The organism is Agrobacterium sp. GD03872, from assembly GCF_029840625.1.
In the GTDB taxonomy this organism is placed as follows: Bacteria; Pseudomonadota; Alphaproteobacteria; order Rhizobiales; family Rhizobiaceae; genus Agrobacterium; species Agrobacterium fabrum_A.
Map to the genome: position 1 here is coordinate 44447 of NZ_JAOCCY010000010.1, position 23901 is coordinate 68347.

Here is a 23901-nt window from a genome sequence, read left to right on the forward strand (position 1 = left end):
AACAAGCCGTTGTTTTTGTTCACATTCGGAAAAGAAGATCGCCGTGGCTGTCCCGCATTTCTCCGTCAGCATCGTCGCCCGCGGCTCCGGCCGCAGCGCCGTGCTGTCTGCGGCCTACCGGCACTGCGCAAAGATGGACTATGAGCGTGAAGCGCGAACCATCGACTACTCCCGAAAGCAGGGGCTGCTACACGAGGAGTTCGTGATCCCCTCCGACGCGCCCGAATGGCTCCGGACAATGGTCTCAGACCGGTCGGTCGCCGGAGCCTCGGAAGCCTTCTGGAACCAGGTCGAACTATCCGAGAAACGCAGTGATGCCCAACTCGCCAAGGATGTGACTATCGCGCTCCCGCTTGAACTCACAGCTGCGCAGAACATTGCGTTGATGCGGGATTTCGTGGCCACCAATATTACGGCAAAGGGCATGGTCGCCGACTGGGTCTATCACGATGCGCCCGGCAATCCGCATGTCCATCTGATGACCACCCTGCGGCCTCTCACCGAGGATGGATTCGGGCCCAAAAAGATTGCCCTGACGGGTCCGGATGGCGAGGCGCTGCGCAATGATGCCGGCAAGATTGTTTATGATCTCTGGGCCGGTGACGCTGCAGATTTCAACGCGTTCAGGGACGGCTGGTTTGCGATCCAGAACAGGCATCTCGCGCTCGCCGGGCTCGACGTCAGGGTCGATGGCCGCTCCTATGAAAGGCAGGGGATCGCGCTTGAACCGACCATCCATATCGGTGTTGGCGCTACCGCGATAGACAGGAAGGGCAGTCAGGCCAAGGCAGAGTCCTCCGCCTGGTTGCCGAAGCTCGAACGCATTGAGTTGCAGGAGGGCCGGCGGACAGAAAACGCGAAGCGGATCCGGCACAATCCGGCAGTCATTCTCGACCTGATCACGCGTGAGAAGAGTGTGTTCGACGAACGCGATATCGCCAAGGTCCTGCACCGATATGTCGATGACCCCGCCCTCTTCCGCAATCTCCTGTCGCGCGTGCTGCAGCACCCGGAGACACTGCGTCTCGATCGTGAGCGCATCGATTTTGTCACCGGAGTTCGCGCGCTGGCAAAATACACGACGCGTGACATGATCCGTCTGGAAGCCGAGATGGCGAACAGAGCGACTTGGCTATCCCAGCGATCATCGCATGGCGTCCGACAGGTTGTTCTGGAAGGCGTGTTTTCACGCCATCAGCGTCTCTCCGACGAACAGAAATTGGCCATTGCCCATGTCGCCGGGGGCGAGAGGATAACCGCGGTCATCGGTCGTGCGGGCGCGGGCAAGACCACAATGATGAAGGCGGCGCGTGAGGCATGGGAGGCCGCCGGCTATCGCGTCGTCGGCGCAGCGCTCGCCGGTAAGGCGGCCGAGGGTCTTGAAAAGGAAGCGGGGATCCTGTCGCGGACGCTTTCATCCTGGCAGCTGCGCTGGGAGAAGGATCGCGACCTGCTCGACGCCAAGACCGTGTTCGTCCTGGATGAAGCCGGCATGGTGTCCTCCCGGCAAATGGCACTGTTTGTCGAAGCCGTCACACTGGCAGGCGCAAAACTGGTCCTGGTCGGCGATCCCGAACAGCTTCAACCGATCGAAGCCGGCGCAGCCTTCCGCGCAATTTCCGACCGGATCGGCTATGCGGAACTTGAAACGATCTATCGCCAGCACCAGCAGTGGATGCGGGACGCATCGCTCGATCTTGCCCGCGGCAATGTCGCGCAAGCTGTCGCCGCTTATCAGGCCAATGGCTGCCTGAAGGGTTCGACATTGAAGGCGCAGGCCGTCGAAAACCTGATCAACGACTGGAACCGAGATTACGATCCGTCAAAGACATCGTTGATCCTCGCCCATCTTCGTCGCGACGTTCGCAGCCTGAATGCGCTGGCCCGTGCAAAGCTGGTCGAGCGCGGTCTGGTCGATGCCGGTCATCTCTTCAAGACGGAGGATGGCTCGCGGCACTTCTCCGCTGGCGATCAGATCGTGTTCCTGAAAAACGAGGGTTCGATCGGCGTCAAAAACGGCATGCTGGCGAAAGTCATCGAGGCCGCACCTGGACGCATCGTCGCCGCGGTTGGCGAAGGGGAACACCGGCGTCAGGTCACCGTCGAACAGCGCTTCTATAACAATCTCGATCACGGATACGCCACGACTGTTCACAAGTCCCAGGGTGCGACCGTTGACCAAGTCAAAGTGCTCGCATCGCTCTCGCTCGACCGCCATCTGACCTATGTCGCAATGACGCGCCACCGCGATGATCTGGCCGTTTATTACGGCACGCGATCTTTCGCCAAGGCTGGCGGTCTTGTCGAAATCCTGTCGCGCCGAAACGCCAAGGAAACGACGCTCGACTACGAAAGAGGCGCCTTCTATCGCGCGGCATTGCGATTTGCCGATGCCCGCGGCCTGCACCTCGTCAATGTCGCCAGGACTCTGGTGCGAGATCGTCTCGAATGGACGGTGCGACAGAAGCAGAAGCTCATCGACCTTGCTGAGCGTCTCCGCGTGCTTGGCACGCATCTCGGCCTGGTCAGTCCTGACAAAGTCACACGATCTCACGCCGTCATCAAGGAGGCTCGACCCATGGTATCCGGCATCACGTCTTTCGCGAAATCGCTTGAACAAACAGTGGAGGACCGCCTTGCCGCCGACCCAGGCTTGAAGAAGCAATGGCAGGACGTGACGACGCGCTTCAACCTCGTCTACGCAGATCCTCAATCGGCCTTCAAGGTGGTCAATGTCGACGCCATGCTGAAGGACAGGACGGTCGCCGCTGCGACCTTGGCAACCGTCGGGGCCAAACCAGAAACCTTTGGCGCGCTCAAGGGCAGAACCGGAGTTTTCGCAAGCCGCGCCGACAAGCAGGATCGCGATACCGCGCTGGTCAATACGCCGGCGCTTGCCCGCAACCTCGAGCGCTATATCGCGGCGCGTGCCGAGGCCGAACGCAAGCATGAGACCGAGGAGCGCGCCATCCGTCTCAAGGTCGCCGTCGATATTCCAGCACTCTCGCCGTCAGCCAAGCAGACGCTCGAGCGCGTGCGGGATGCGATTGATCGGAACGACCTGCCGGCCGGTCTCGAATATGCGTTGGCCGACAAAATGGTGAAGGCGGAACTCGATGGGTTTGCTCGCGCCGTCTCCGAGCGTTTCGGCGAACGAACATTGCTCGGTGTTGCCGCCAGGAACCCCGACGGTGACGTCTTCAAATCTCTCACTGCGGGTATGTCGGACTCACAAAAGGTAGACGTGAAGTCGGCCTGGAACGCGATGCGCGCGGTGCAGCAGCTGGCGGCTCATGAGCGTGCGGTCGAGGGGATCAAGCAGGCTGAAGCGCTCCGCCAGGCGCAGACCAAGGGACTGACCCTGAAATGACGATCGCCGCCCTGTCAAATCAACGCCCAATCATGAAACGGCGAGCGACGTTGCTTGTGACCGGGCCGGTTGCGCTCCTGTTGCTCGCCGCAGGCGTCACGGCCGGTATGATGGGCTTCCGTATCAATTTGACCCCGAGCGAGCCCTTGGGTCTGTGGCGGATCGCACCGATCGGCCGACCGGTCCGCAACGGCGACCTGGTGTTCATCTGCCCGCCGGGAACGGATGCGATGCGGCTGGCGAGAAATCGGGGCTACTTGCGCAGCGGCCTTTGTCCTGAAGGCATTGCGCCGCTGATCAAGACCGTTGTCGCGCTCGCCGGTCAAAGCGTCACCGTTGGCGAAGAGGTCCGCATCGATGGCCGGCGGCTGGACCATTCGCATGTGATGCGGAGGGACGGCAAAGGGCGGCCACTCATTGCCTATCGCGGTGGCGTCGTTCCAGCCGATGCGGTCTTCTTGCACTCGGATTTTCCGGGCTCGTTCGACTCGCGGTATTTCGGTCCCTTACCTGTTGCCGGCATTCTTGGTCTTGCGCGTGAGGTGTGGACCTATGCGCCCTGACTGGATGAAACCGGCTGTATTGATCGCCTCGGCAATCGCGTCGGGCTGGGTTGGATGGAGCGGCCACATGCTGCTTCTACCTGCGGCGGCGGTCTTCCCGGTTCTTTGGTCACATGCAGGCAATCGCGTCACCGCGACAGGGATTGCCGCGGCCTATTTTCTGGCGGCGTCCCGCGGCTTGCCGCAAGGTGTGGCGACCTTCTATGCATCGGATCTCTGGCCGGGCTTGCTGCTCTGGATAGGCGCCTGCCTGAGTTTCGTTGCCGTGCATGCGGCACTATGGACCTCGAATGAAAAGACCCGGCCGCTTCGCTATCTGATAGCGATGGTGCTGCTTGCCTTGCCTCCCTTCGGCATCACCGGATGGGCTCATCCCCTGACGGCCGCCGGCGTGCTGTTTGCGGGCTGGGGATGGTGGGGGCTTGGCGCCATGACGGCCGGGCTGATGGGCCTCGTATCCCGCATCAGCCCGGCTGTTGCCATCGCCTTGTCAGCTTTATGGCTGTGGTCCGCCGCATCGGTCACGCCACGAATCGTAATCGATGGCTGGCATGGTGTCGATCTGAACATGGGAGCGAGCCTGGGCCGGGATACATCACTATCGCGCCAGCGTGACCTCATCGCCACAGCAAAGTCCGCCGCCGGAGGCGAGGCGGATATTGTTGTCTTGCCGGAAAGCACGCTCGGCTTCTGGACACCGACTGTCGCGCGGCTCTGGCGCGGTGGGCTCGAAGGGATGACGCTGACGGTGATCGCGGGCGCGGCCAGCATCACGCGTGACGGCTACGAAAATGTGATGGTAGCAGTGAGCGCAAGAGAGGCACGTATTGTCTATCGGGAGCGTATGCCGGTGCCGGTGTCGATGTGGCGCCCGTGGGACCGATGGCGCGGACAACCAGGCGGTGCCCATGCCAGTTTCTTCGCCAACCCGGTTGTCGAGGTCGCCGGCAAGAAGATCGCGCCGATCATTTGCTACGAGCAACTCGTCGTCTGGCCTCTGCTGCAATCCATTCTCCACAGGCCGGACGCGGTCGTTCTCATCGGTAACGGCTGGTGGACCGCCGGCACGAGCATCGTCGCCATCCAGCGGATGAGTGCGCAGGCCTGGGCGCAGCTCTTCGGCATTCCGCTCGTGATGTCCTTTAACACCTGAACGGGAGACTGTCTCTTATGGATGCTGCCTTGATACAGCAATGTGCCGATCCGTCCCTCAAACCGGCTATCGTGGAGCAATTTATTGAGGCTGCCGGAGCGCCGGATCCTCTGATGGTCAACGTCAGAATGGGCAACAGGGTCATTCTCGTTCCGAAGGCCAGGACCCCCGACGAAGTGCTCGCCATCGTTCGCGATAATGTCGGCCGCGCCATCGTGCGCGTGGGACTGACACAGTTTCCTGCCGGCGTCGGCCTCAAGGACGTGTCGGAAGTCAAAGACGATCTTGTCGATCCATGCGAAAACCTGCGCAAGGGTACTTCGATGTTTGCCAAGATCTTGCGGATCGTGGCCAAATGGTATGGCAATCCGAAAAGCGACGAGGTTTTTCCGCAGATTTTCGAGGACGCGGTCTACGCATGGAAAACCGGCGAATTCGAGGGGCAGAGCGTGTTTCAGGCAGCGGATCCGGGCGGTCGGTTGCCAGACCAGACCAGGGTCCCGGAAAATACTCAGGAGAATAATGACGTATCCGATGCTGAACCCTCTTCAGCGGAAGGTCAGCCGGAGGCGGACGAGGCCGGAATTCGCATCGACCTCTCACGCATAAATGGGAAGTGAAAAGGGTCACTAATGTTCACATACGCGCACTAAAAAGCAAATTATGACCGTGTATGTGCGCACTAAGAAGAAGCTGAATAGGGCCGGTCAAAAAATACCGTTCATCTTCGCGTACATTATGTGGTATAGCGTGTGTTTATGTGAACAGGATATGGCATCATGCAACCCATTTCGTCCTTGCCGCTTCCGGCGAAGCGCGCCTTGCGCAAGCTCGGCTCCGATATCAGGGATGCCCGCAAGCGCCGCCGCATTCCCATGGAACTGATGGCCGAACGCGCAAGGATCAGCCGCACGACCCTGACGAAGGTGGAAAAGGGTGACGAATCCGTCGCTCTCGGTATCTACGCCGCCGTCCTGCATGCTCTGGGACTTGTCGATGGTCTTGCGAAGCTCGCCGATCCGATGATTGATGATATCGGGCGTTCTCTCGAAGAGCGCCATTTGCCGGAGCGCATTCGGCTCCCACGGCCGAAGTCGGTCGCCCGCGACAAGGCTGGTGGAGCGGGTCATGGTTGACCGTCTTGCCTTTGTTCACGCCGATCTCTACGGAACAGCGCATCCGGTCGGTCGCCTTTACAGCCACAATAATAAGGGCAAGGAGACAGCCTCATTCGAATACGAGCGCGAATGGCTCGAAAATCCCCTGCGCTACTCGCTTGAGCCGGCGCTGGCGTTGACGACCGGCCAGTTTTATACGGCCAAGAGTCTCTTTGGTTCGCTTGGCGATTCTGCACCTGACCGATGGGGGCGGACGCTGATGAAACGGGCGGAGGCGCGCCGGGCCGAGGCCGCCAAAGAGCGCGCCCGAACCCTGTTCGAGATCGATTATCTTCTCCAGGTCAATGATGAGACCCGACAGGGGGCCTTACGTTTCTCGAGTGATCCTGCTGGTCCGTTCCTTGCGAGCGGCGGGCCGCCGGTACCGCCCCTCATCAATCTTCCGAAGCTGCTTTCGGCCGCTGAGGCACTTCTGGAGGACGCCGAGACGGCGGCAGAATTGAAGTTGCTGCTTGCGCCCGGTTCGTCGCTCGGCGGAGCTCGCCCAAAGGCTTCTGTTCGCGATCAGGACGGTCAGCTCGCCATCGCCAAATTTCCCAAAAAGGATGATGAGTATGCGACTGTCGAATGGGAGTGCGTGGCCCTGGAACTGGCACGACGATCAGGCCTGACCGTCCCGGAGTTTCGTCTCGAGCAGATCGCGGGGCGTTCCGTGATCCTGCTGCGCCGTTTTGACCGGGCAGGCGTCAACCGTATCCCGTTTTTATCGGCGATGAGCATGATCGGCGCCAGCGACAACGAGCAGCACAGCTATCTGGAACTGGTCGACGCGCTCAGGCAATTTGGCGCAGCGCCGAAGGAAGACAGCCATGAGCTATGGCGCCGGATCGTGTTCAGCATCCTGATTTCCAACACCGACGATCATTTGCGCAATCATGGATTTCTCTATGATGGCGCGAGAGGCTGGCGCCTGTCTCCGGTGTATGACGTCAATCCTGTGCCGGCCGATATCAAGGAACGGATTCTGACGACCGCGATCAGCGAGGATGATGCGACTGCGTCACTCGATCTTGCCTTCTCCGTCGCCGGGGATTTTGACCTCAAATTGGATGAGGCCAAGGCCATTGCCGCCGAGGTGGGCGCCGGCGTCATAACGTGGCGCGACGTCGCTGCCGACATCAGGATAAGAGAAGCAGAAATCGATCGAATGGCATCGGCGTTCGAGCACCGGGATCTCGAGTTGTCCCTGGCCTGATCGAAGGGCAGGCACACGTTCTCTTCGGGATTGCAGACTAAGAATCGGGATCGACAATAGCGACGTTCAGGTCATTAAGAGTGTTCGCAAGTCCGGGCGCCCGGATCAGTTTACAAGTGCCGTTTGCCCGAAGCTTGCCAATTGCGCGGTCAAACACGGCAAGATTCGTGTGACCATTGAGCCGGGACGGATAAATGATACCGTCAACCCTCTCGCTATGTTCGTGGAAGGCTAGCGACCATTGCCGCGCCAACTTCTGGTCAGACGCCTTGGCGACGTCGGTTGGTACACCCATCCTGATCGGTCCGTCATCCCGGAGATCGATCATCTTCAACGGTGCAGCGACCTCTATATCGGCGTATTGGCGATCGTAGAGCTCGGCGGTGGCGATCGGGAGGTCGCCGATGACACCTTCACGCTGGTCACGCAACACGGCCTCAAGGAAGCACACTTTCACGGTATCGCCGAGATAGAGCACGCCAAAGCGGTTTTCGGGCTTGCGTCGGCGTGGGTCGCTGAATCTGCTTGGGCTTTTGCCGAATCCGAGAGGATCGGGATATTTGTCGAGATAGATGCGTCCAAAACGACGTCCGGGATCGACAATATACAATTGCAGCTTCGCATCCGCAAAACCCACCGGCGGCAAAACGTGCGGCATTTATCCGAAATCTCTTCCAAGACTCTCGGCTGCGTCCAGCGCGGCCTCGATCTTGCCCTGTTCGAGCGCTTGCCGTCCCGTCAACCCGTTCAATTCGCCATGTGGCTGTATCAGGAAACGATAGACCGCCCAGGGGCCGCCGAGCTTTGCCTGCAGAGGCGCTAGCGCCGCGTAGGGTTTGCCCTCTGCATCCAGTTGCCATTCAGGAAATCGAAATCCTCGCTTGGCGCCGTCGAGACCCAGAATCTGGCCGCTTTGCCGTTTGGCATTTACCGTCACTCTGGATATGCCGAGCAGCCTGGCAAAGTCGTCGGCGTTGAGCATATCCGCGCCGCCGAGTATTTCGGCAGCCTTCAACTTGCCGCGCGCGCGAGCCGCCGATAAAGCCTCGCTGAGCTCGGGATCGTGCGTATCATCATCCTCGACGACAACCGTCTGAACAAGGGCCGTGTCATCCACCGGCGTGACGACAGTTTCGCCTTCAGGATCAACATCGACCCTGAAGCTGACCTGCCGTCCCGCTGTACGGCTCTTGACGATTGCATCATCATATCCCTGCAGCAGTGCTTTGACCCGGCTTGGCTTGCTGGTCAAAACCTTGGAGACATTGTCCGTGACCTTGAGTTTGAACCCTGCGGCTCCCTTCGGCAGGGTAGGATCCGGCCCGACAAAAAACGCTGTGGTGATCGTGGCCTTGGCAAGCGCGCGCGCGTTGCGCGATGTCCGGCTTCGAGTTCCGATTTTAGATTTTGGAGACGCCATGTTTCTAACTCCGTCGGAAGAAATATGGCAAATCTCGATAAGTTCGTCAAGTTCGTAAAGGCAGGTGTCACCATTGGCAAAAGCTGGAATCAATTCCGCTTTTTTGCAATTTTTCCGAGAATTGTTGAGACTGATATTTCCATTGCCGCGCAAAGCGATTAGAAAGCCATTCCTCGACAATCAAACAGGTGATTGGATATGTCTCAGGCCTCTCAATGTCGCTGTCCGACCATGCCGCGGCCTCCGGCTGCCGGTATCTTTTCGGACAAGACTTTGGAAGTTCAGGGAGAACAGAGATGAACAACTGGCTCGAGAAGCTTCTCGATGTGACCGCTGTCGGCAACAACGAAGCCACACTGAAATCCGCGCTGGCCAATCTCGCAGAGCGATTTGATTTTGTCGGCTACGCCTTTGTCAATTTGCGGCCCGGGCAAACCTATGCAGTGTCAAACTACGATACTGAATGGCAGGGAATCTACCACAAGTTGGGATATCGGTTTATCGATCCGGTGATGCAGCAAGCCCAGCGGATCAAAAAGGCTTTTGCCTGGTCGGGGGAAGTCGCGAAAACCGCATTCTCAAGCGAAGAGCGCACCTTCTTTTTACAAGCCGCAGACTTCAACATCCGTTCAGGCGTATCAATCCCTGTCCGCACCGCCAATGGAGCGATGTCGATGTTGACCTTCGCATCTCAGCGTCCATCGGTCGCGACCGACGTGGAAATTGATGCCATCACCGCCGCCTCGGCCGTCTCTCAGCTGCACATCCGTTTTGAGGAGATGCGCGTGACACCGTCGATAGAGCAGAAGGTATTCTTCACCCCGAAACAGATCACCTACACGCGCTGGCTGTCTCTGGGAAAGACGGTAGAGGTGACCGCGGAGCTGGAGAACGTCAAATACAACGCGGTTCGCTCCGCCATCTCCGACGCCAAGGAGAAGAATAACATCTCGACGCATGCCGAGCTTGTGGCGCTCGCTATTCGCCGCGGCCTTATTTAACTGCGGGTTCCACCTTGGGAATATAGCCGAGAATATGCAGCATCGTCGTCAGGGCGGACATCTGCGCATGCATTGCAATCATTGACTGGACATAGGAATGATGGGCCTCGCCCCCGACGCGGTTTCCGTGACGGATCTCATCAGGAAGAGCCTGATAGCGGCTTTCCGCCTTCTCCACGAGGTCACGGTGAATATGGATCGCCTCAACGGTGAGCTGTTCAATCATCGCGGTGGGGAGATCGTGTAGCAAGCCGACCAAAGGCTTGAGTTCAACCGCCTCGCCATTCAGGTGTTCGTTGCGGTTCATGCATTCTCCAAAAAAGAATTGGCGGTTCGCCCCCGCATTGATCCTGACCCCTGGTGACCGGGGAGTTTGTAACCGAGCATACTCAGCCCATGGACCTTTAGTTCCGAGGAACCTGGACATGCGTCCACAGCTCCTATGGTGTAGCCGCGCTTGCCTCACCGCCCAAGTTGAATAGCGCTTATCATCTCTGACGTCATGCACCAAACGGAAGAGAACGCCATGAGTAGTAAATCATACGATTATTTTGTTGGCCTCGATGTTTCGCAGCGAATGACATCCATTTGTGTCATCGATACCGACGGCAGGAAATTCTGCGAGGGAAAATGCAATACCCGGCCCGAAGACATTCGCGGCTGGCTGACCAATAGGGTTGACGCAGACAAGGCGATGAAGATCGGGCTCGAGGCCGGCAACATGAGCAGCTGGCTTTATAGCGGGCTGGTGAAAAGCGGCTTTGATGTCGTCTGTATGGAGACGTTTCAGGCCCACCGGTTTCTGGCCACCTATCGTAACAAGACCGATAAAAACGATGCCCGTGGTCTGGCACAGCTCGTTCGCATGGGTGGTGAAGACTTCCTTAGGGTTGTCAGCATCAGGTCTCAGGCATCGCAGGAGACCCGGGTACTTCTGGCGATGCGAGATCACCTGGTCAGCCAGAAGGTCGGTCTAGAAAATCATATCGCCGGCGTTCTCAAGCCATTCGGCGTTATCGTCGAGCGCGGGAACGTGACAGCGGACACCTTCTACAGGCGAACCCTCGAAGGCTTGGCCGAGGCCGAGAGGAACGGCGTCCAAGTCAGATCCTATGTGCTGCCTTCCCTCAATCTTTACATGGAGGCGGTCGAGAAGATCGCACCGCTGACCGAAAAAATACACGCGATCGCCAACAGCATCGAGATGGTCAAGCGCTTTATGGACATTCCCGGAATCGGGCCGGTCACTGCGCTGTCGTTCTATGCTGCAGTGGATAATCCGCAGCGCTTCCAGAAGTCCTCGGACGTGGCCGCATACTTCGGGCTGACGCCTCGGCAATTCCAGTCGGGAGAAACGAACTTCATGGGCGGCATATCCCGGCGTGGCGATCCAGCGACCCGCCGTGTTCTTGTGATCGCCGCAACGGTCCTGCTTTCCGGCAGTCAGGAATGGAACAGCCTCAAAGCATGGGGCGTGCGCCTGGCGAAACGCATCGGCTTCTCAAAGGCGCGCATCGCGGTAGCGAGGAAGCTGGCGATGATCATGCACAAGATATGGCTCAACAACGACCGGTTTCGGCCGAAGACGCTGAGCCCTCAGGAACGCGTCAAGCTCAAGCAGGAGCTGATCGTCGTTGCCTCGAAATCCGGACGGGTTGCGTCAGCGCTCGTTTGACGAAAACCCCGGGGAGTCTGAAGCCGGGGGTCTTGCAGCAAGACGGCAGATGGGTGAGCGACGTTTGGTCGGGTGGCTAGTCAACCGGGATCTTCCCGGCGGGCGTTGAAGCCGAGGCTCCTATTGGTCCCGCCTGTTTGTTCTTATTGAACATCATAATGTAGCCGTTGCCATCGGGAGAAGGCGACGTGACTACGGAGAGACTGATGATCTTGCGGGCAGGACGACAGACCTGAACTTGCCATGTCGGCGCAATCCGGCAGCGGTGATCTGTTGTTTTGCGAATACTGCCCAGAATCAGAAATACGTGCAGAAACTGAAGCTTAGCAAAAAAGAAGAGGGTGATTGACACCCGCGCGGCTAGAGACCCGACCATAGGTCGAGGAATCTGGCGCCCTGTCGGCGGACGCCAAACCGGTATGCTTCGGGTTACAAAGCCCGGAGACAGCGCGTACTGCCTCGCCTGTGCTTATAGCGAGCAAGTCGGAAACGCGCCACTGCAGATTTGCACCTGCACCTTGCGTCGGGCATAAGCGCTGTTCTGCCACACATCGATCGCCAGGAAGTCCCTGAATGCCCCAACACGGCTCTTTCGAAGACCTCTCCTTGCCGCGAAAGCCCCAGGCCACGTCCATAGTGCAGGCTCGGAGGCGTGACGAGGGGGCATCAAATGGACTACGATTGGCAAGGCATCAGATCAAGGCGAACAAGAATCGTCAAAGGCTCTATTCTCTGTATCGCCTTGGCGGTCATTTGTCTGCTTCCATGGTTGGCATTGCCATGGTAACTCGCCAGATATTTTAAACTCAAAGAAATTTAATGGCGGAAACGTAGTCCGGGAAATCAAAATTAACCTATTCGGCAATTTTGATGCGAACTGTTCGTTGAGTTTTCTTGAAGTTCGAGAGATGTCTGGGTAAGTGAGCTATCGCTGAATTTCGTTACGTCTTCCGAAGTGGCAGGTAAATCTGTCATATCTGTCGAGTAGCGACGATCGGAATTGCTCCATACTTCTGGAATTGGACTCTTGTCAAAATCACCTGTCGATTTTGTTGGCGTGTCGCGCCAGCTTCTCGCGGCGGGCTCCGTCGATGACGCTCTTGCCATCATCCAGGCGGCCTACCCTGTCAATTTCGTAACCTATCACCTTGTCTCGACGATCGTGAGCGACATCGATGCGCCGTTCGTCCGCACGACCTATCCCCAGCCATGGGTTTCGAGATATCTGCTTCGAGGATACGTCCGGATCGATCCTGTTGTCCAGGAAGGCTTTCTCCGGCAGCTCCCCTTTGATTGGCGCGAATTGCAGGTTTCGCCAGAAGCGCTCACATTCCTGGAAGACGCGCGCAATCATGGTGTCGGATCCCGGGGGCTCTCGATCCCTATAACCGACAAGGTGGGGCGACGCGCGATCCTGTCCCTCAATGCAGAAACGTCGCCCGGCAATTGGGACGATATCGTTAGATCCTGCCTGATCGATTGGACGGAACTTGCACACCTGGTCCATAAAACGGCGATATTCGAGATCCATGGCGAAAACGATCCCGTTCCCGCGCTCACTGCCCGTGAGCGCGATTGCCTTTACTGGAGCGCGCTCGGCAAGGACTACAAGGATATCGCCCTCATTCTGGGTCTCTCGCACCACACCACTCGAAGCTACATCAAGTCGGCGCGATCCAAGCTCGGCTGCGCAACAGTTTCGGCGGCAGCTGCGCTCGCCCTCAAACTTCGACTTATCGTCATCTGAGAATGGCCCGCAGACAGTCAATACCCGCATATGTGCGTGCCCATCTGCGGAATTTCGTCAAATGCACGCACAGAGCATCTTCCAGCTGCAAATCAACTGCTGGAGATAGCCATGTTCATTCTGGTTCAAGCCCACCAATACGAGCGGTACCGATCTCTCATCGACCAGTCATTTCGCCTGCGCAAGCGCGTGTTTCACGATCAGCTCGGATGGGCCGTGGAAATTCAGGGGGACCGTGAGCGCGATGCCTATGACATGCAGCGGCCGGCCTATCTAATGTGGTGCAATGAGCGCGCCGACAGGCTCTATGGCACGCTCCGCCTGATGCCAACCACCGGTCCGACACTGCTCTATGACGTCTTCCGCGACACTTTCCCGAATGCCGACTTGATGGCGCCCGGCATTTACGAGGGAACACGCATGTGCATCGACGAAGAGGTGCTGGCGAAGGATTTTCCGAGCCTCGATCCGGGACATGCCTTTTGCATGCTGCTACTAGCGCTCTGCGAATGCGGTTTGACCCACGGCATTCACACGCTCGTTTCCAACTACGAACCACAGCTCGCGCGGATTTACCGCCGGGCCGGTCTTGCGGTCGAGGAGGTCGGACGAGCAAATGGCTACGGTCGCTTCCCGGTTTGCTGCGGGATTTTTGAGGTGAGCGAGGCAGTGCATGCTCGTATGCAAAAGAGATTGGGCATTAGCTCACCCCTTTATGCGAGCTACCGCGCCCCACAATTGACTGAGGCGAGTGACCGTCTCACCGCATAGACACGGAAAGCCTTGCCGCGGTTGCCGGCGACAAGGTTTGCCTCAACCAGAATAGTTTCCGGGAAACACCATGTCCTGATCGACCAGCACGTTGAAACGATAACCTGGCCGAATACGGATGGTCGGCTGGACATTCAGGTTCTTCGAGATCGTCTGTTCGGCAACGCGGCCAAATGTTTCCGCGAAATTTCGTCGTGCGGCGTCGGATGCGGTATCCTGTGTTGCGAGCGTCGAACTTTGAGGAACCGCCATGTCGATACCCGTGCCGATGAGGGCGACGAGCACGGCCGAGCCGAAGGTTCGAAGATAATGATTGTCGACCTTGTCGGCAAAGCCGCCATAGCCTTCCGAGTCCGTCCCGGCCATTCCGCCGATCTGCAAGGTTGATCCGTTCGGAAAGATGATGTCTGTCCATACGACCAGAACGCGGCTCTGTCCGAACGAAACCTTGCTGTCATAGCGGCCAAGCAGCTTGGTGCCTTGCGGGATCAGAAGATAGTGTCCCGTCGCGCTGTCATAAACACTTTGGCTCACCTGCGCCGTGATCCGGCCGGGCAAATCGGAGTTGATGCCAGTGATCATCGTTGCGGGAATGACGGAGCCGCGCTTCAGCTCAAAACGGGACTGCTGCGGAACCACGCGGTTGGGCAGGTAACCGAGCTCCTTAATATCTGCATTGAAGAAATCCTCCTTCGAGGACTGGCCGTTCGGATCGACATTTTGCCCCATCAAACCGGACTTCATCGCGGCCGCATAAAGATCCGATGCAGTGCTGTTGGACGTCGCGGTGCTCTGCCGGTCAGTCGCCCGACTGTCGTTCGAGACCTTTTCCAGTTCGGAGATGCTGACCTTTAGCGGCGAATCCAGCGCGGTGGCGCGCGCCTGCATGCTGGCCATCCGCTGGCGTTGCTGCTCGCGAAGCAGTTGTTCCTTCTGTTCCCGCCGCAGTCGCGCCAGCCATTCTTCCTCAGATTCCATACGCGGAGGCCGCTCGTCCCGAACCTGCTCCTGCTTCTGCAATTCGACAGGCTTAGTCTCGATCTTCGTCGGTGTGACGGGCGTCGGCTGGTATACCGGTTGATCTTCCCGGTCTCCGATAATTCCGTCCGTCACCCCTCGTTTCATCTGTTCGGCGAAGTTCGATGCCGGGACGTTTGAGCCGGCTTCGTCGGGGTTCTGGCTACCGAAATGCAAGCCGCGAGACGAAAGGCCATAAACAAGGACTGCAAGAAACAGAACCGCAAGACCGATTCCGAAATAAAGCGGCAAGCGGTTGAGCCGCTTCATTCCTTTGTCTTCTGCGGACTGGTTGGAATTTCCAAGCTGTAGCGACTGGACCATGATCGCCTCCTCTCAGTTGCGCTTCATCAGCGAGAGCGGGCTCGCAGGCGTGGCGCCGGCCGACGAGATCGTATAGGCGCGACCGAGTTCCAGCGTTTCTGTAGAAAGCCGAGCCAGCACCTGGCCGTCGATGTCGATCAATGCATAGGCGAGCTCGACCGATTTGGCTGCTTCCTTCGCCGGACCTTCCTTTTCGGTGCTGATGACGGTGTAGCCCCACCCTTTCAAAGCCGCCTCGAGAGCTGCCGCGAACTCCGTGGAGTCCTTGTGAAGTTTGATCGGCGTTGTTGTCGAGCCGGATTGTTCGGCGAAGCGGCCGGCCATGTCTCCGGCAATCGCACTGGCGGCTGGACCGGATATGGTGGGCGGAGCGGCGCTGGCGGTAAGTGCGTCGGTGCCGGTTTGGCATCCGGCAAGAAGGATCGCCAGCAATGGAAAGGCGTAGAACAGGCGCATCACTCAACCTCCCCGCCGAATGGTGATTTTTTGCTGACGCCAACCGACGCCGGAAACGAGGATCGCCTTGTCGATATTGTAGTCGACGATCATCATCTCGTTCTTCATGCGGTAATTGACAATGCGGTTCTCACCACCCGAAACCACGAAGAGCACCGGTGCATCCTGTCCGGATAAGGACCGAGGGAACTGGATATAGGTCTTCTGCCCGTCGGAGTAGACCCGCTTTGGTTTCCACGGCGCACTGCCGCTTAGAGAATAGGAGAAGGCTAGCTGTTCAGGCGGGACACCTCCGTCAACATTCGTCATCGTCTGGAGCCGCGCGTTGATGTCAGAAAGTTTGGTCGCCGCATCCTCGGGGTATTCGAAGCCGACACGGGCCATATACTGGCTCGGATGCGATTTGAGCTGGATGTGGTAGGTCCGGCGCGATGTCGTGACCACCATGGAGGTCACCAGTCCAGGCTCGGAAGGTTTGACGATCAAATGAATGGCTTGTCCGCCGGCGGCACCCGAGGTCGCCGGTTCGACCTTCCAGCGCACCGTGTCGCCGACGAGCACATCACGGACGATTTCGCTACCCTGCAGTTCGATATCGCAGACCTGGAGAGGCGAGCAGACCACCGATGGCTGTGTTTCCCCGAACAGGAATATGACCTTGCCATCCGCGCCCGTCGTGACGAGCCCGCGCTGACCGCGCCACTTGCTCGACAGATTGGTAGCCTTCACCTCATTATTGGACAGGCTTTGCCCGGCCGCTGAAGTGGCGAGTGCAGCCAAAACCGCAAGCGCCGACATGCAGCCAAACGCTGCCTTGTGAATTCCTTTGTTCATCGAAGTTCCCTGCCCTTACAATTGCGCCGTCCAGTCGAAATCCTTGACATAGAGTCCGATTGGATTGAGCCTGATGGTCGCCTCGTCCTGCGGCGCCGTGATCGCGACCGTCGCAATGCCGCGAAAGCGCCGCGTCGCCACTTCCTTGCCCTTGCGATCACGTTCATATTCGGTCCAGTCGATCTGGTATGTCTGGTTCGACAGCGCCACGATATTGTTGACCTCGATGGCGACGGTGGCATTGACTGCCTTTTCGAAGGGCGAGTTTCCACGAAACCAGGAATTGATCTTCTGGGTCGACGGATCGCTTGTTCGCAGAAGCGCATAGGTCCGGTCGATATATTGCTTCTGGACCACCGCATCCGGCGTGATTGAACGGAAGCTTGTGACGAATGCACCAAGCGTTGCCCGGATCACACGCGCATCGGCATATTCGATCTGCTGCGGAAAGCCCCCGGAAACCGTGTTCCCGAGCTTGTCGACTTCGATGATGTAAGGCACCAGCTTGACCTGGGTGCTGAGGTAGAGCGAATAGCCAAAGCCGATCACTGCCATGCCGAGGCTGAGAATTCCGATGGTCCGCCAGGCAGAGGCCGCCTTGACGTAAGATCCGTATCGTTCCGACCATTCCTGCCGGGCGGCAAGATAGGGGTTATCAGGGGCGCGGTTCGCTGCCATGCGTTTCTTCCTGTTCCAGGTTCGTTAGGTATTCTGCCGCTCTGGCGGCGGTCCGCCGGAAGTGCCCTGCCCGCGCGCCTGATCGAGCTTGGCGTTCGCAAGGCCGAGCGTCGATCCTGCGTAGGCGCCAGGCGAACCGATCGCCTTTTCCTTCATCGCGGATCCTATGGCTTGACCGGCAGCGCCGATGCCCGCGCCGACACCGTGCATTGCCGCTCCCGCGACCGATGACCCCGCCGCGCGCGCGGATTGAGCAGCCGCGAAGCCGGCCCCGATCGCGCCGCCGGCCAAGAAGGCACCGCCGGCCGCGAAAGATGCGGCCTGGCTGCCGTGGCGGATGACTTCCATGCCGCCAGAGACGGAAGCGCCTTGCACCACGCCCTGCATGATGTTCGGCACATACATCGCGAGAATGAAGACGACGACGGCGATGCCCGCGATGGCGAGCGCCGTTTGGTATTGATCGCCGACAGATGCATCGCCCGCGAGCCCGATCAGCACGTCCGATCCGATTTTTGCGATCATCACCAGCGCCATTAGTTTCATGCCGACGGAGAAGGCGTAGACGAGATAGCGGATGGCGAAGTCCTTGGTGAAGGACGAGCCGCCAAGACCGAGCATGATCATGCCGGCAAGCAGGCCAACATACATCTCGACGAGTACGGCAAGGAAGATCGCGGCGACCAGCGAGAAGGCGATAACGCTGACAATCATCGCGAGCGATGCCGACAGAGCCAGCGCATTGTCCTGGAAGACGCCGAAGGAAATTTTCTCCGACATGGCCGCAGCAACGGTCAGACCGGCATTGAAGACATTCGCCGGCGAGGCTGATCCGGACCCGCCTCCGATCTGGTACAGACTGTCGACGACGGCTTTGGCAAAGCTCGGCCCCTCGCTCAGCACGAAGGCAAAAAAGCCGATAAACATGATGCGGCGAACGAGCTCGGCAAACCATGCTTCGATCGAAGCGGCCTGAATGGCGAGCCAGACAGCCGCTATCCCGATTTCGATGCCGGCAAGGATCCAGAAAAGTGACCTTGCCGCATCCGTTACGGTTGTTTCCCAACCTTTTGCCGCCGACACGACCTGGTTTTCGACCGTCGTCAGAACGCTTCCGTCTGCAGCGGCGGCTGGATGAATGGCGAGCAGCAGGACGCCCAGCGCTATCGAGACGGTAGCCAGGCCTTTTGCCGAACCAATATCAGGGGACGCGATTACCATCGTGGGCGCATCTCCTGACCGTTCGTCATGTCGTATTTCTGCGGCGTTCCGAAAAACGCCTCGTGCTCCGCCGATTGGCGCTGGAAGAACCAGTAGGCTGTGGCAGCCATTATGAAGACAGCGATGAGGGCAATAATGATCGAACGCTTTACCATCTCGGCTTCATCTCCTGACCACCAGTCATCGACGGTGCGGTGCCACTGAAGAACTCCTTGCGACGCGCCTGTGCGAGGTCCTTGTCGGTCTGCTCGCTCTGCAGCCAAGTCCCCATCATCGTCATCTGTTGGGAGACAAGGCCTCGCAGCTTCTGCATCTGTGCGACCTGCTGAGCGGCGATCTCGTGGCCAACCTGGAGCGCCTTCATCTGGCCATCGGCCGATTCCGACATCGAGCGGAGAGAGCTCATCGTGCTTTCCTCGCTGTCGAACTGATCCGCCGTGAGGCTCGCAGCTTTGAGCGTGCTGGCGATCGTCTCACGGTTGGTGTCGGACCAGCTGGCGTAGTTCGATGAAAGATCCTGGCCGTTGGCCGCCGCCGTCTGGAGATCGGCATAGGACTGAAAGCGTTGCTTCAAAATATCGTCGGCATTGGCCATGGAAAACGAGATGCTCTGTCCCTGATCGACAATGCTGCGAAGCTGATCGAGGTCACTTTCGACCTGCCCCCAGATATGGGCAGGCAGCTGCGCAGTGTTTTGCAGCATGTTCTCGTAGATTTTCAGCTGGTTCTGGATCTGCTCTGCCAGCTGACCAATCTGGGTGAGCTGGTTATCGACCTGAATGCCCGAGCTCTTCATGAGATCGACGAGCTGTGCATTATTGGCAAGCTGCGTCCACTCGGTCGCAGCTCCGGTTGCCGTCCCGGCATTGGCCTGGACCGGCACGGTTATTGCCGTCAGGACGATAGAGAAGACCAGCGACCTTGCGCGGCCGGATTGCACTTGATTACGCATAGCGGCTGACACCCCTTTCCATGAGCCATTCGGATGGCCAGTTTTTGCCGTGAGTGGAAATGAGCACGCGAATGCGTGCGAGATCCGCCTTGCCGGAGGCGCCGACGAACGAAAGTGTGACCGGTCCGAGCCCCATATCGAAGAGGCGGCGGCCATCGGGCGAGGTCACATAATATTCCCGCTTCGGAATTGCGGCCGCGACGATATCAATCTGGCGAGGATTGAAGCCGATACGCTCATAGAATTCGCGTGTCCCGGATTCTCTTGCCGCGCCGTTTGGCAGGCAAATCTTGGTCGGGCAGGATTCTTTCAGAACATCGATAATCCCGGATCGCTCCGCGTCCGATATCGATTGTGTGGCAAGCACGACGGCGCAATTGGCCTTTCGGAGCACCTTGAGCCACTCGCGAATCTTGTCACGGAAAACAGGATGGCCAAGCATTAGCCATGCTTCGTCGAGAATGATGAGACTCGGAGCGCCCGTCAGGCGCTTCTCGATCCGGCGAAAGAGATAGGTCAGGACAGGCACCAGATTGCGCTCGCCCATGTTCATAAGCTGCTCGATCTCAAAGCACTGAAAGAGACCCAGGCTGAGCGCGTCCTCTTCGGCGTCCAGCAACTGACCCATTGGGCCGTCGACCGTGTAATGGTGCAGCGCATCCTTGATCTCGCGCATCTGCACACCACTGACAAAGTCCGACAACGACCGGCCCGGTGCCTCCGCCATCAGACCGATTTGCCGGGAAATGGCGTTTCGGTGATCTGGCGTGACCCTTACGCCCTGCAGGGAAACGAGCGTCTCTATCCACTCGGAAGCCCAGGCACGGTCGGTATCGGTGGAGAGATCAGAGAGCGGGCAAAACGAAAGTTTGGTCCCCTCCCCTTCCTCGCCGCCAATCTCGTAGTGATTGCCGTCGACGGCGAGCGTCAACGGAAACATGGAACTACCCTTGTCGAAGGCAAAGACTTGAGCCCCTTCATAGCGGCGGAACTGCGCCGCGATCAGGGCCAAAAGCGTGGACTTGCCCGATCCCGTCGGCCCGAAGATGAGCGTATGGCCGACATCGTCGACATGGAGATTGAGGCGGAAGGGTGTCGAACCCGACGCAACTTGCATCAATGGCGGCGCCTCAGGCGGATAAAACGGGCAAGGTGCCGTGGGGTTGCCGGACCATACGGAGTTCAAAGGAACGAGGTCGGCGAGGTTGCGCGTGTTGATCAGCGGCTCACGGATATTGCAATACCAGTTTCCTGGCAGACTGCCGAGGAAGGCATCAGTCGCGTTCAACGTTTCGATCCGCGCGCCGAAGCCTTCCGCCTGTATCAGCCGGCGAACGGATTCCGCTTTTTCCTCGAGGCTTGAGCGGCTTTCGTCGAAGAGAACGATGACGGGAGTATAGTATCCGTAGGATACCAATTGCGACGAAGCCTCTGCAATGGCGTCCTCGGTTTCGGCCACCATAGCCAAGGCGTCCTGATCGACCGAGCGGCTTTGCGTCTGAAACAGCTGGTCGAAGAACGGCCGCACCTTTTGCTGCCATTTCTTGCGCGTGCGTTCGAGACGCTGCTTGGCCTCTTCGGCATCCAGAAAGATGAAACGCGAAGACCAGCGATAGGTGAGTGGCATGAGATCGAGGCTGTTGAGGATGCCGGGCCAGCTTTCCGCCGGCAGACCGTCGATCGCCACGATCGCGAGAAAACGGTTGTCGACCTTCGGTGTCAGCCCATGTTCGAGCTGCGCCGTCACCAGCCAGTCGAGATACATCGGGATGTCCGGGAGCCGGATCGGATGGTTTTCGCCGGTGATGCAGAAGCGGATGAACTGAAAGAGTTCATCATATCGCACCACACTGTTTCCATCCCCCGCTGGCACTTCGCGCGTCAGCATCCTCTGGATCGATAGTGCATTCCCGAAATACTGCTCGATTTCGCGGATCGAGCGGCGAAACGTCTCCAGCACCGTATCGGCATAGGTCGCACTGCGGCTCTCGGTATCCGAGTAGATGTAACGCGTGAGTCCGGATTTCCGGCGTTCGGGCGGCCGATAGGTGAGCAACAGCGCGTGCCGGCTTTCGAAATGTCCCCTCTCCCGCTCGAAATGCTGCCTCCGCTCATCATCTATCAGTCGCGTGATCGTATCGGGAAAGTGACTTCGACCGCTGGAAGGATAGTCGATCGTCGGCACGCGAACGGCCTCGACCTGGAGCATCCATCCGGAACCGAGCCGCGAGAGGATCGTGTTGATCTGGCGTGAGAGTTCGTTTCGCTCGAAGTCGGTGGCGCTTTCTGAATCAGGACCGGCAAAATACCAGCCGGCCATGAGGCTTCCGTCTTTGAGCAAGACGATGCCGTTGTCTACGAGCCCGGCATAGGGCACGAGGTCGGCAAATGAAGGTGCGCCGGAGCGGAAGGAGCGAAGTGCGACCATAATCGTCTCCTTAGAACCGGCGCCAGGGCGACGAGGTTGGGAGATAGTGGTGGCGGTAGCGCATATGCCGCGCATAGACCTTCCGCATCAACGGATCCGCCTTTGCCATCATCCTGAGAGCGCCCACAATCACGATCCAGATCAGCACACCAAACAGGGCAGAGTATGGGGTCAGCACCACGAAGATCAGGATCACTGCCGCGAGACCCGTCAGCAAGACGAGTTCGCGGTCAGCGCCCATGAGCAGGTTCGGTCTCGATAGTGCCCGATGAATGCGATTGCGCTGAAGGTTTGAGATGGGCTCAGTCACGAACCCCCTCCCCTTTTGTATCGGACGCCGACGGAATATCGACTCGCTCTGTTATAGCGGCGATGCCGATCGTGGCCCCCGTCGCTCCGAACAGCCCGACGATCGTCGTTGCTCCAAGCAGGATGCCGGCCACGAGCACAACATACATCAGTCGCCGCGCGAAATCGTTGAGTTCGCCCCCGAAGATCAGCATGCCGCCTGCGATCGCGACCGCCGCAAGTGCAATATATCCAGCGACCGGCCCGGTTATCGACTCCTGGATCTTCTCCAGAGGGCCTTCCCACGGAAGGCTTCCGCCCGAACTGGCCAGCGCAGGTGTAGCAATGATGACGCATAGGAGAGCAGCGGAGAGCGCCGAACGGAGAGTACGGTTATGCAGCATTGGTGTCCTCATCGATCTGAGCGTAGTGTTCTGTCTCGTAGCGGGTGCCGTTGAAGCCTTCGACATTGATGACTTCACGCACGCGTCGTCCTCTCCCTGCACGCTCGATCGAGATCACAAGGTCTACGGCTTCGCCGATCACAGCCTGCATAGGCTGCTGGCTCACTTCGGCCGTCAGCTGCTCGAGCCTTCGAAGTGCTGACATCGCCGTATTGGAGTGCACTGTTGTCACCCCGCCCGGATGTCCGGTGTTCCACGCCTTCAGCAAGGTCAGTGCCGCGCCGTCGCGAACCTCGCCAACGATGATGCGGTCTGGCCGCAAGCGCATGGTGCTCTTCAGCAGACGCGCCATGTCCACGGTATCGCTGGTATGGAGGCAGACGGCGTTTTCCGCCGCGCAACGGATTTCCGCCGTGTCCTCCAGGATTACCATTCGATCATCCGGAGCGGACTTGACGACTTCGGCGATAACCGCATTCGCAAGCGTCGTCTTGCCGGAACCTGTTCCGCCGGCGATGACGATATTCAACCTGTTTGCTATGGCGCTGCGAATGACAGCGGCTTGCGCTTCGGTCATGATTTTGTCGGCGACATAATCGTCGAGCGGAATCAATCGCGATGCCCGGCGTCTGATCGTAAAGGTCGGCGACGCGACGACTGGCGGAAGGAGCCCTTCAAAACGGTGCCCTCCAATCGGCAGTTCGCCCGAAATGATGGGACGCTCGTCGTCGGCCTCAGACTGAAGGGCATGTGCAACCGAACCTATAACGGTTTCGGCCGCAGCTGACGACAGCTCGCCGGCCGACGCAATGCCTTGCCCAAGGCGCTCGATGAACACTTTGCCGTCTGGATTGAGCATGATCTCCACGACTCCGGGATCGTCCAGAGCGACACACAATCGGTCGCCCAGGGCCTCCTGTAGTTTGCGGACAAGGCGTGAGTGCGATTGAAGCATTGCGGCACTGTCTCCTCGTTGGGTGCGTCGCGGAGGAGAGAAATCCGGATCGCGGCAACCTGTCGAGGTGCTAATTTGCACCTCGCGATTCCCGAGTGATTCCGTCAGTTTCGCCCGAAAGGCAGATGCAAAGGCGAAATCGAGGCGACCAGTCACAACTTTATTGTGTGGGCTGACTGCTAATTAGCAGTGAATGCGGAGTTGGTAAGGTTATGATAATGTTCAACGTTTTTCATTTTCTCTCCACGACGGCTTTTGATGCTAATTTTCT

The 23901-nt window shown here is 58.6% G+C and carries 24 protein-coding genes; 10 read left to right on the forward strand and 14 right to left on the reverse strand.

Annotated elements, in window-relative coordinates:
- Positions 1-43 precede the first annotated feature (43 nt).
- The 6 genes from traA (at position 44) to N5D22_RS19330 (ending at position 7459) form a co-directional block, all read left to right on the forward strand.
- Positions 44-3370, forward strand: a complete 3327-nt coding sequence (gene traA, locus N5D22_RS19305) for a Ti-type conjugative transfer relaxase TraA (RefSeq protein ID WP_279657344.1) — start codon at positions 44-46, stop codon at positions 3368-3370.
- Positions 3367-3933, forward strand: a complete 567-nt coding sequence (gene traF, locus N5D22_RS19310; RefSeq protein ID WP_279657345.1) for a conjugative transfer signal peptidase TraF — start codon at positions 3367-3369, stop codon at positions 3931-3933. Before traA ends, traF begins: the two co-directional genes overlap by 4 nt.
- A complete protein-coding gene (locus tag N5D22_RS19315; RefSeq protein WP_279657346.1) occupies positions 3923-5086 on the forward strand; it encodes a conjugal transfer protein TraB in 1164 nt (387 codons plus the stop codon). The genes traF and N5D22_RS19315 overlap by 11 nt, the downstream gene beginning before the upstream one ends.
- Before the next feature lie 17 nt (positions 5087-5103).
- Positions 5104-5706, forward strand: a complete 603-nt coding sequence (locus tag N5D22_RS19320) for a TraH family protein (RefSeq protein WP_279657347.1) — start codon at positions 5104-5106, stop codon at positions 5704-5706.
- A gap of 159 nt (positions 5707-5865) precedes the next feature.
- Positions 5866-6222 (forward strand): helix-turn-helix domain-containing protein, encoded by a 357-nt coding sequence (locus N5D22_RS19325; RefSeq protein WP_279657348.1) that lies wholly within the window; start codon positions 5866-5868, stop codon positions 6220-6222.
- The gene (locus N5D22_RS19330; RefSeq protein ID WP_279657349.1) at positions 6215-7459 is read left to right on the forward strand and encodes a HipA domain-containing protein; all 1245 of its coding nucleotides are present in this window, start codon (positions 6215-6217) and stop codon (positions 7457-7459) included. Before N5D22_RS19325 ends, N5D22_RS19330 begins: the two co-directional genes overlap by 8 nt.
- 37 nt (positions 7460-7496) lie before the next feature.
- On the opposite strand, the gene N5D22_RS19335 is transcribed toward N5D22_RS19330, so the two are convergent.
- A complete protein-coding gene (locus tag N5D22_RS19335; RefSeq protein ID WP_279657350.1) occupies positions 7497-8117 on the reverse strand; it encodes an RES family NAD+ phosphorylase in 621 nt (206 codons plus the stop codon).
- Positions 8118-9032, reverse strand: coding sequence for an XRE family transcriptional regulator (locus N5D22_RS19340; RefSeq protein ID WP_279657351.1), 915 nt, complete (start codon positions 9030-9032; stop codon positions 8118-8120).
- Positions 9033-9175: 143 nt separating this feature from the next.
- Between N5D22_RS19340 and traR the strand changes: the two genes are divergently transcribed.
- Positions 9176-9880, forward strand: a complete 705-nt coding sequence (gene traR, locus N5D22_RS19345) for a transcriptional regulator TraR (RefSeq protein ID WP_279657352.1) — start codon at positions 9176-9178, stop codon at positions 9878-9880.
- Here the strand turns inward: traR and N5D22_RS19350 are convergent.
- Positions 9873-10187 (reverse strand): transcriptional repressor TraM, encoded by a 315-nt coding sequence (locus N5D22_RS19350; RefSeq protein ID WP_279657353.1) that lies wholly within the window; start codon positions 10185-10187, stop codon positions 9873-9875. The genes traR and N5D22_RS19350 overlap by 8 nt on opposite strands.
- Before the next feature lie 195 nt (positions 10188-10382).
- Here N5D22_RS19350 and N5D22_RS19355 point away from each other — a divergent pair, with 195 nt between their 5' ends.
- The 3 genes from N5D22_RS19355 to N5D22_RS19365 all read left to right on the forward strand — a co-directional run bounded on the left by N5D22_RS19355 (position 10383) and on the right by N5D22_RS19365 (position 14073).
- Positions 10383-11555: an IS110 family transposase gene (locus N5D22_RS19355; protein WP_279657354.1), complete on the forward strand. Its 1173-nt coding sequence runs from the start codon at positions 10383-10385 to the stop codon at positions 11553-11555.
- A 1027-nt stretch (positions 11556-12582) separates the two neighbouring features.
- The gene (locus N5D22_RS19360; RefSeq protein WP_279657428.1) at positions 12583-13302 is read left to right on the forward strand and encodes a LuxR family transcriptional regulator; all 720 of its coding nucleotides are present in this window, start codon (positions 12583-12585) and stop codon (positions 13300-13302) included.
- Positions 13303-13413: 111 nt separating this feature from the next.
- Positions 13414-14073, forward strand: coding sequence for an acyl-homoserine-lactone synthase (locus tag N5D22_RS19365; RefSeq protein WP_279657355.1), 660 nt, complete (start codon positions 13414-13416; stop codon positions 14071-14073).
- Positions 14074-14115: 42 nt separating this feature from the next.
- Here N5D22_RS19365 and trbI read toward each other — a convergent pair whose 3' ends face one another.
- Genes trbI through trbB form a run of 11 tightly spaced genes read right to left on the reverse strand, consistent with a single transcriptional unit; the run spans position 14116 to position 23630 of the window.
- Complete coding sequence (gene trbI, locus N5D22_RS19370; RefSeq protein WP_279657356.1) at positions 14116-15414, reverse strand: IncP-type conjugal transfer protein TrbI; 1299 nt, start codon at positions 15412-15414, stop codon at positions 14116-14118.
- Positions 15415-15426: 12 nt separating this feature from the next.
- A complete protein-coding gene (trbH, locus tag N5D22_RS19375; protein WP_279657429.1) occupies positions 15427-15870 on the reverse strand; it encodes a conjugal transfer protein TrbH in 444 nt (147 codons plus the stop codon).
- Between the two features lie 3 nt (positions 15871-15873).
- Positions 15874-16704: a P-type conjugative transfer protein TrbG gene (trbG, locus tag N5D22_RS19380; RefSeq protein WP_279657357.1), complete on the reverse strand. Its 831-nt coding sequence runs from the start codon at positions 16702-16704 to the stop codon at positions 15874-15876.
- A 15-nt stretch (positions 16705-16719) separates the two neighbouring features.
- On the reverse strand, positions 16720-17382 hold the full coding sequence (locus tag N5D22_RS19385; protein WP_279657358.1) for a conjugal transfer protein TrbF: 663 nt from the start codon (positions 17380-17382) through the stop codon (positions 16720-16722).
- Between the two features lie 24 nt (positions 17383-17406).
- On the reverse strand, positions 17407-18603 hold the full coding sequence (gene trbL / locus N5D22_RS19390) for a P-type conjugative transfer protein TrbL (RefSeq protein ID WP_279659062.1): 1197 nt from the start codon (positions 18601-18603) through the stop codon (positions 17407-17409).
- Positions 18597-18758, reverse strand: coding sequence for a DUF2749 domain-containing protein (locus tag N5D22_RS19395; protein WP_279657359.1), 162 nt, complete (start codon positions 18756-18758; stop codon positions 18597-18599). Before N5D22_RS19395 ends, trbL begins: the two co-directional genes overlap by 7 nt.
- Complete coding sequence (gene trbJ, locus N5D22_RS19400; RefSeq protein WP_279657360.1) at positions 18752-19555, reverse strand: P-type conjugative transfer protein TrbJ; 804 nt, start codon at positions 19553-19555, stop codon at positions 18752-18754. Before trbJ ends, N5D22_RS19395 begins: the two co-directional genes overlap by 7 nt.
- Complete coding sequence (locus tag N5D22_RS19405) at positions 19548-21983, reverse strand: conjugal transfer protein TrbE (protein ID WP_279657361.1); 2436 nt, start codon at positions 21981-21983, stop codon at positions 19548-19550. The genes trbJ and N5D22_RS19405 overlap by 8 nt, the downstream gene beginning before the upstream one ends.
- Positions 21984-21993: 10 nt before the next feature.
- Positions 21994-22293 (reverse strand): conjugal transfer protein TrbD, encoded by a 300-nt coding sequence (locus N5D22_RS19410; protein WP_279657362.1) that lies wholly within the window; start codon positions 22291-22293, stop codon positions 21994-21996.
- Complete coding sequence (locus N5D22_RS19415) at positions 22286-22675, reverse strand: TrbC/VirB2 family protein (RefSeq protein WP_279657363.1); 390 nt, start codon at positions 22673-22675, stop codon at positions 22286-22288. Before N5D22_RS19415 ends, N5D22_RS19410 begins: the two co-directional genes overlap by 8 nt.
- Positions 22665-23630, reverse strand: a complete 966-nt coding sequence (trbB, locus tag N5D22_RS19420; RefSeq protein WP_279657364.1) for a P-type conjugative transfer ATPase TrbB — start codon at positions 23628-23630, stop codon at positions 22665-22667. The genes N5D22_RS19415 and trbB overlap by 11 nt, the downstream gene beginning before the upstream one ends.
- Positions 23631-23901 lie beyond the last annotated feature (271 nt).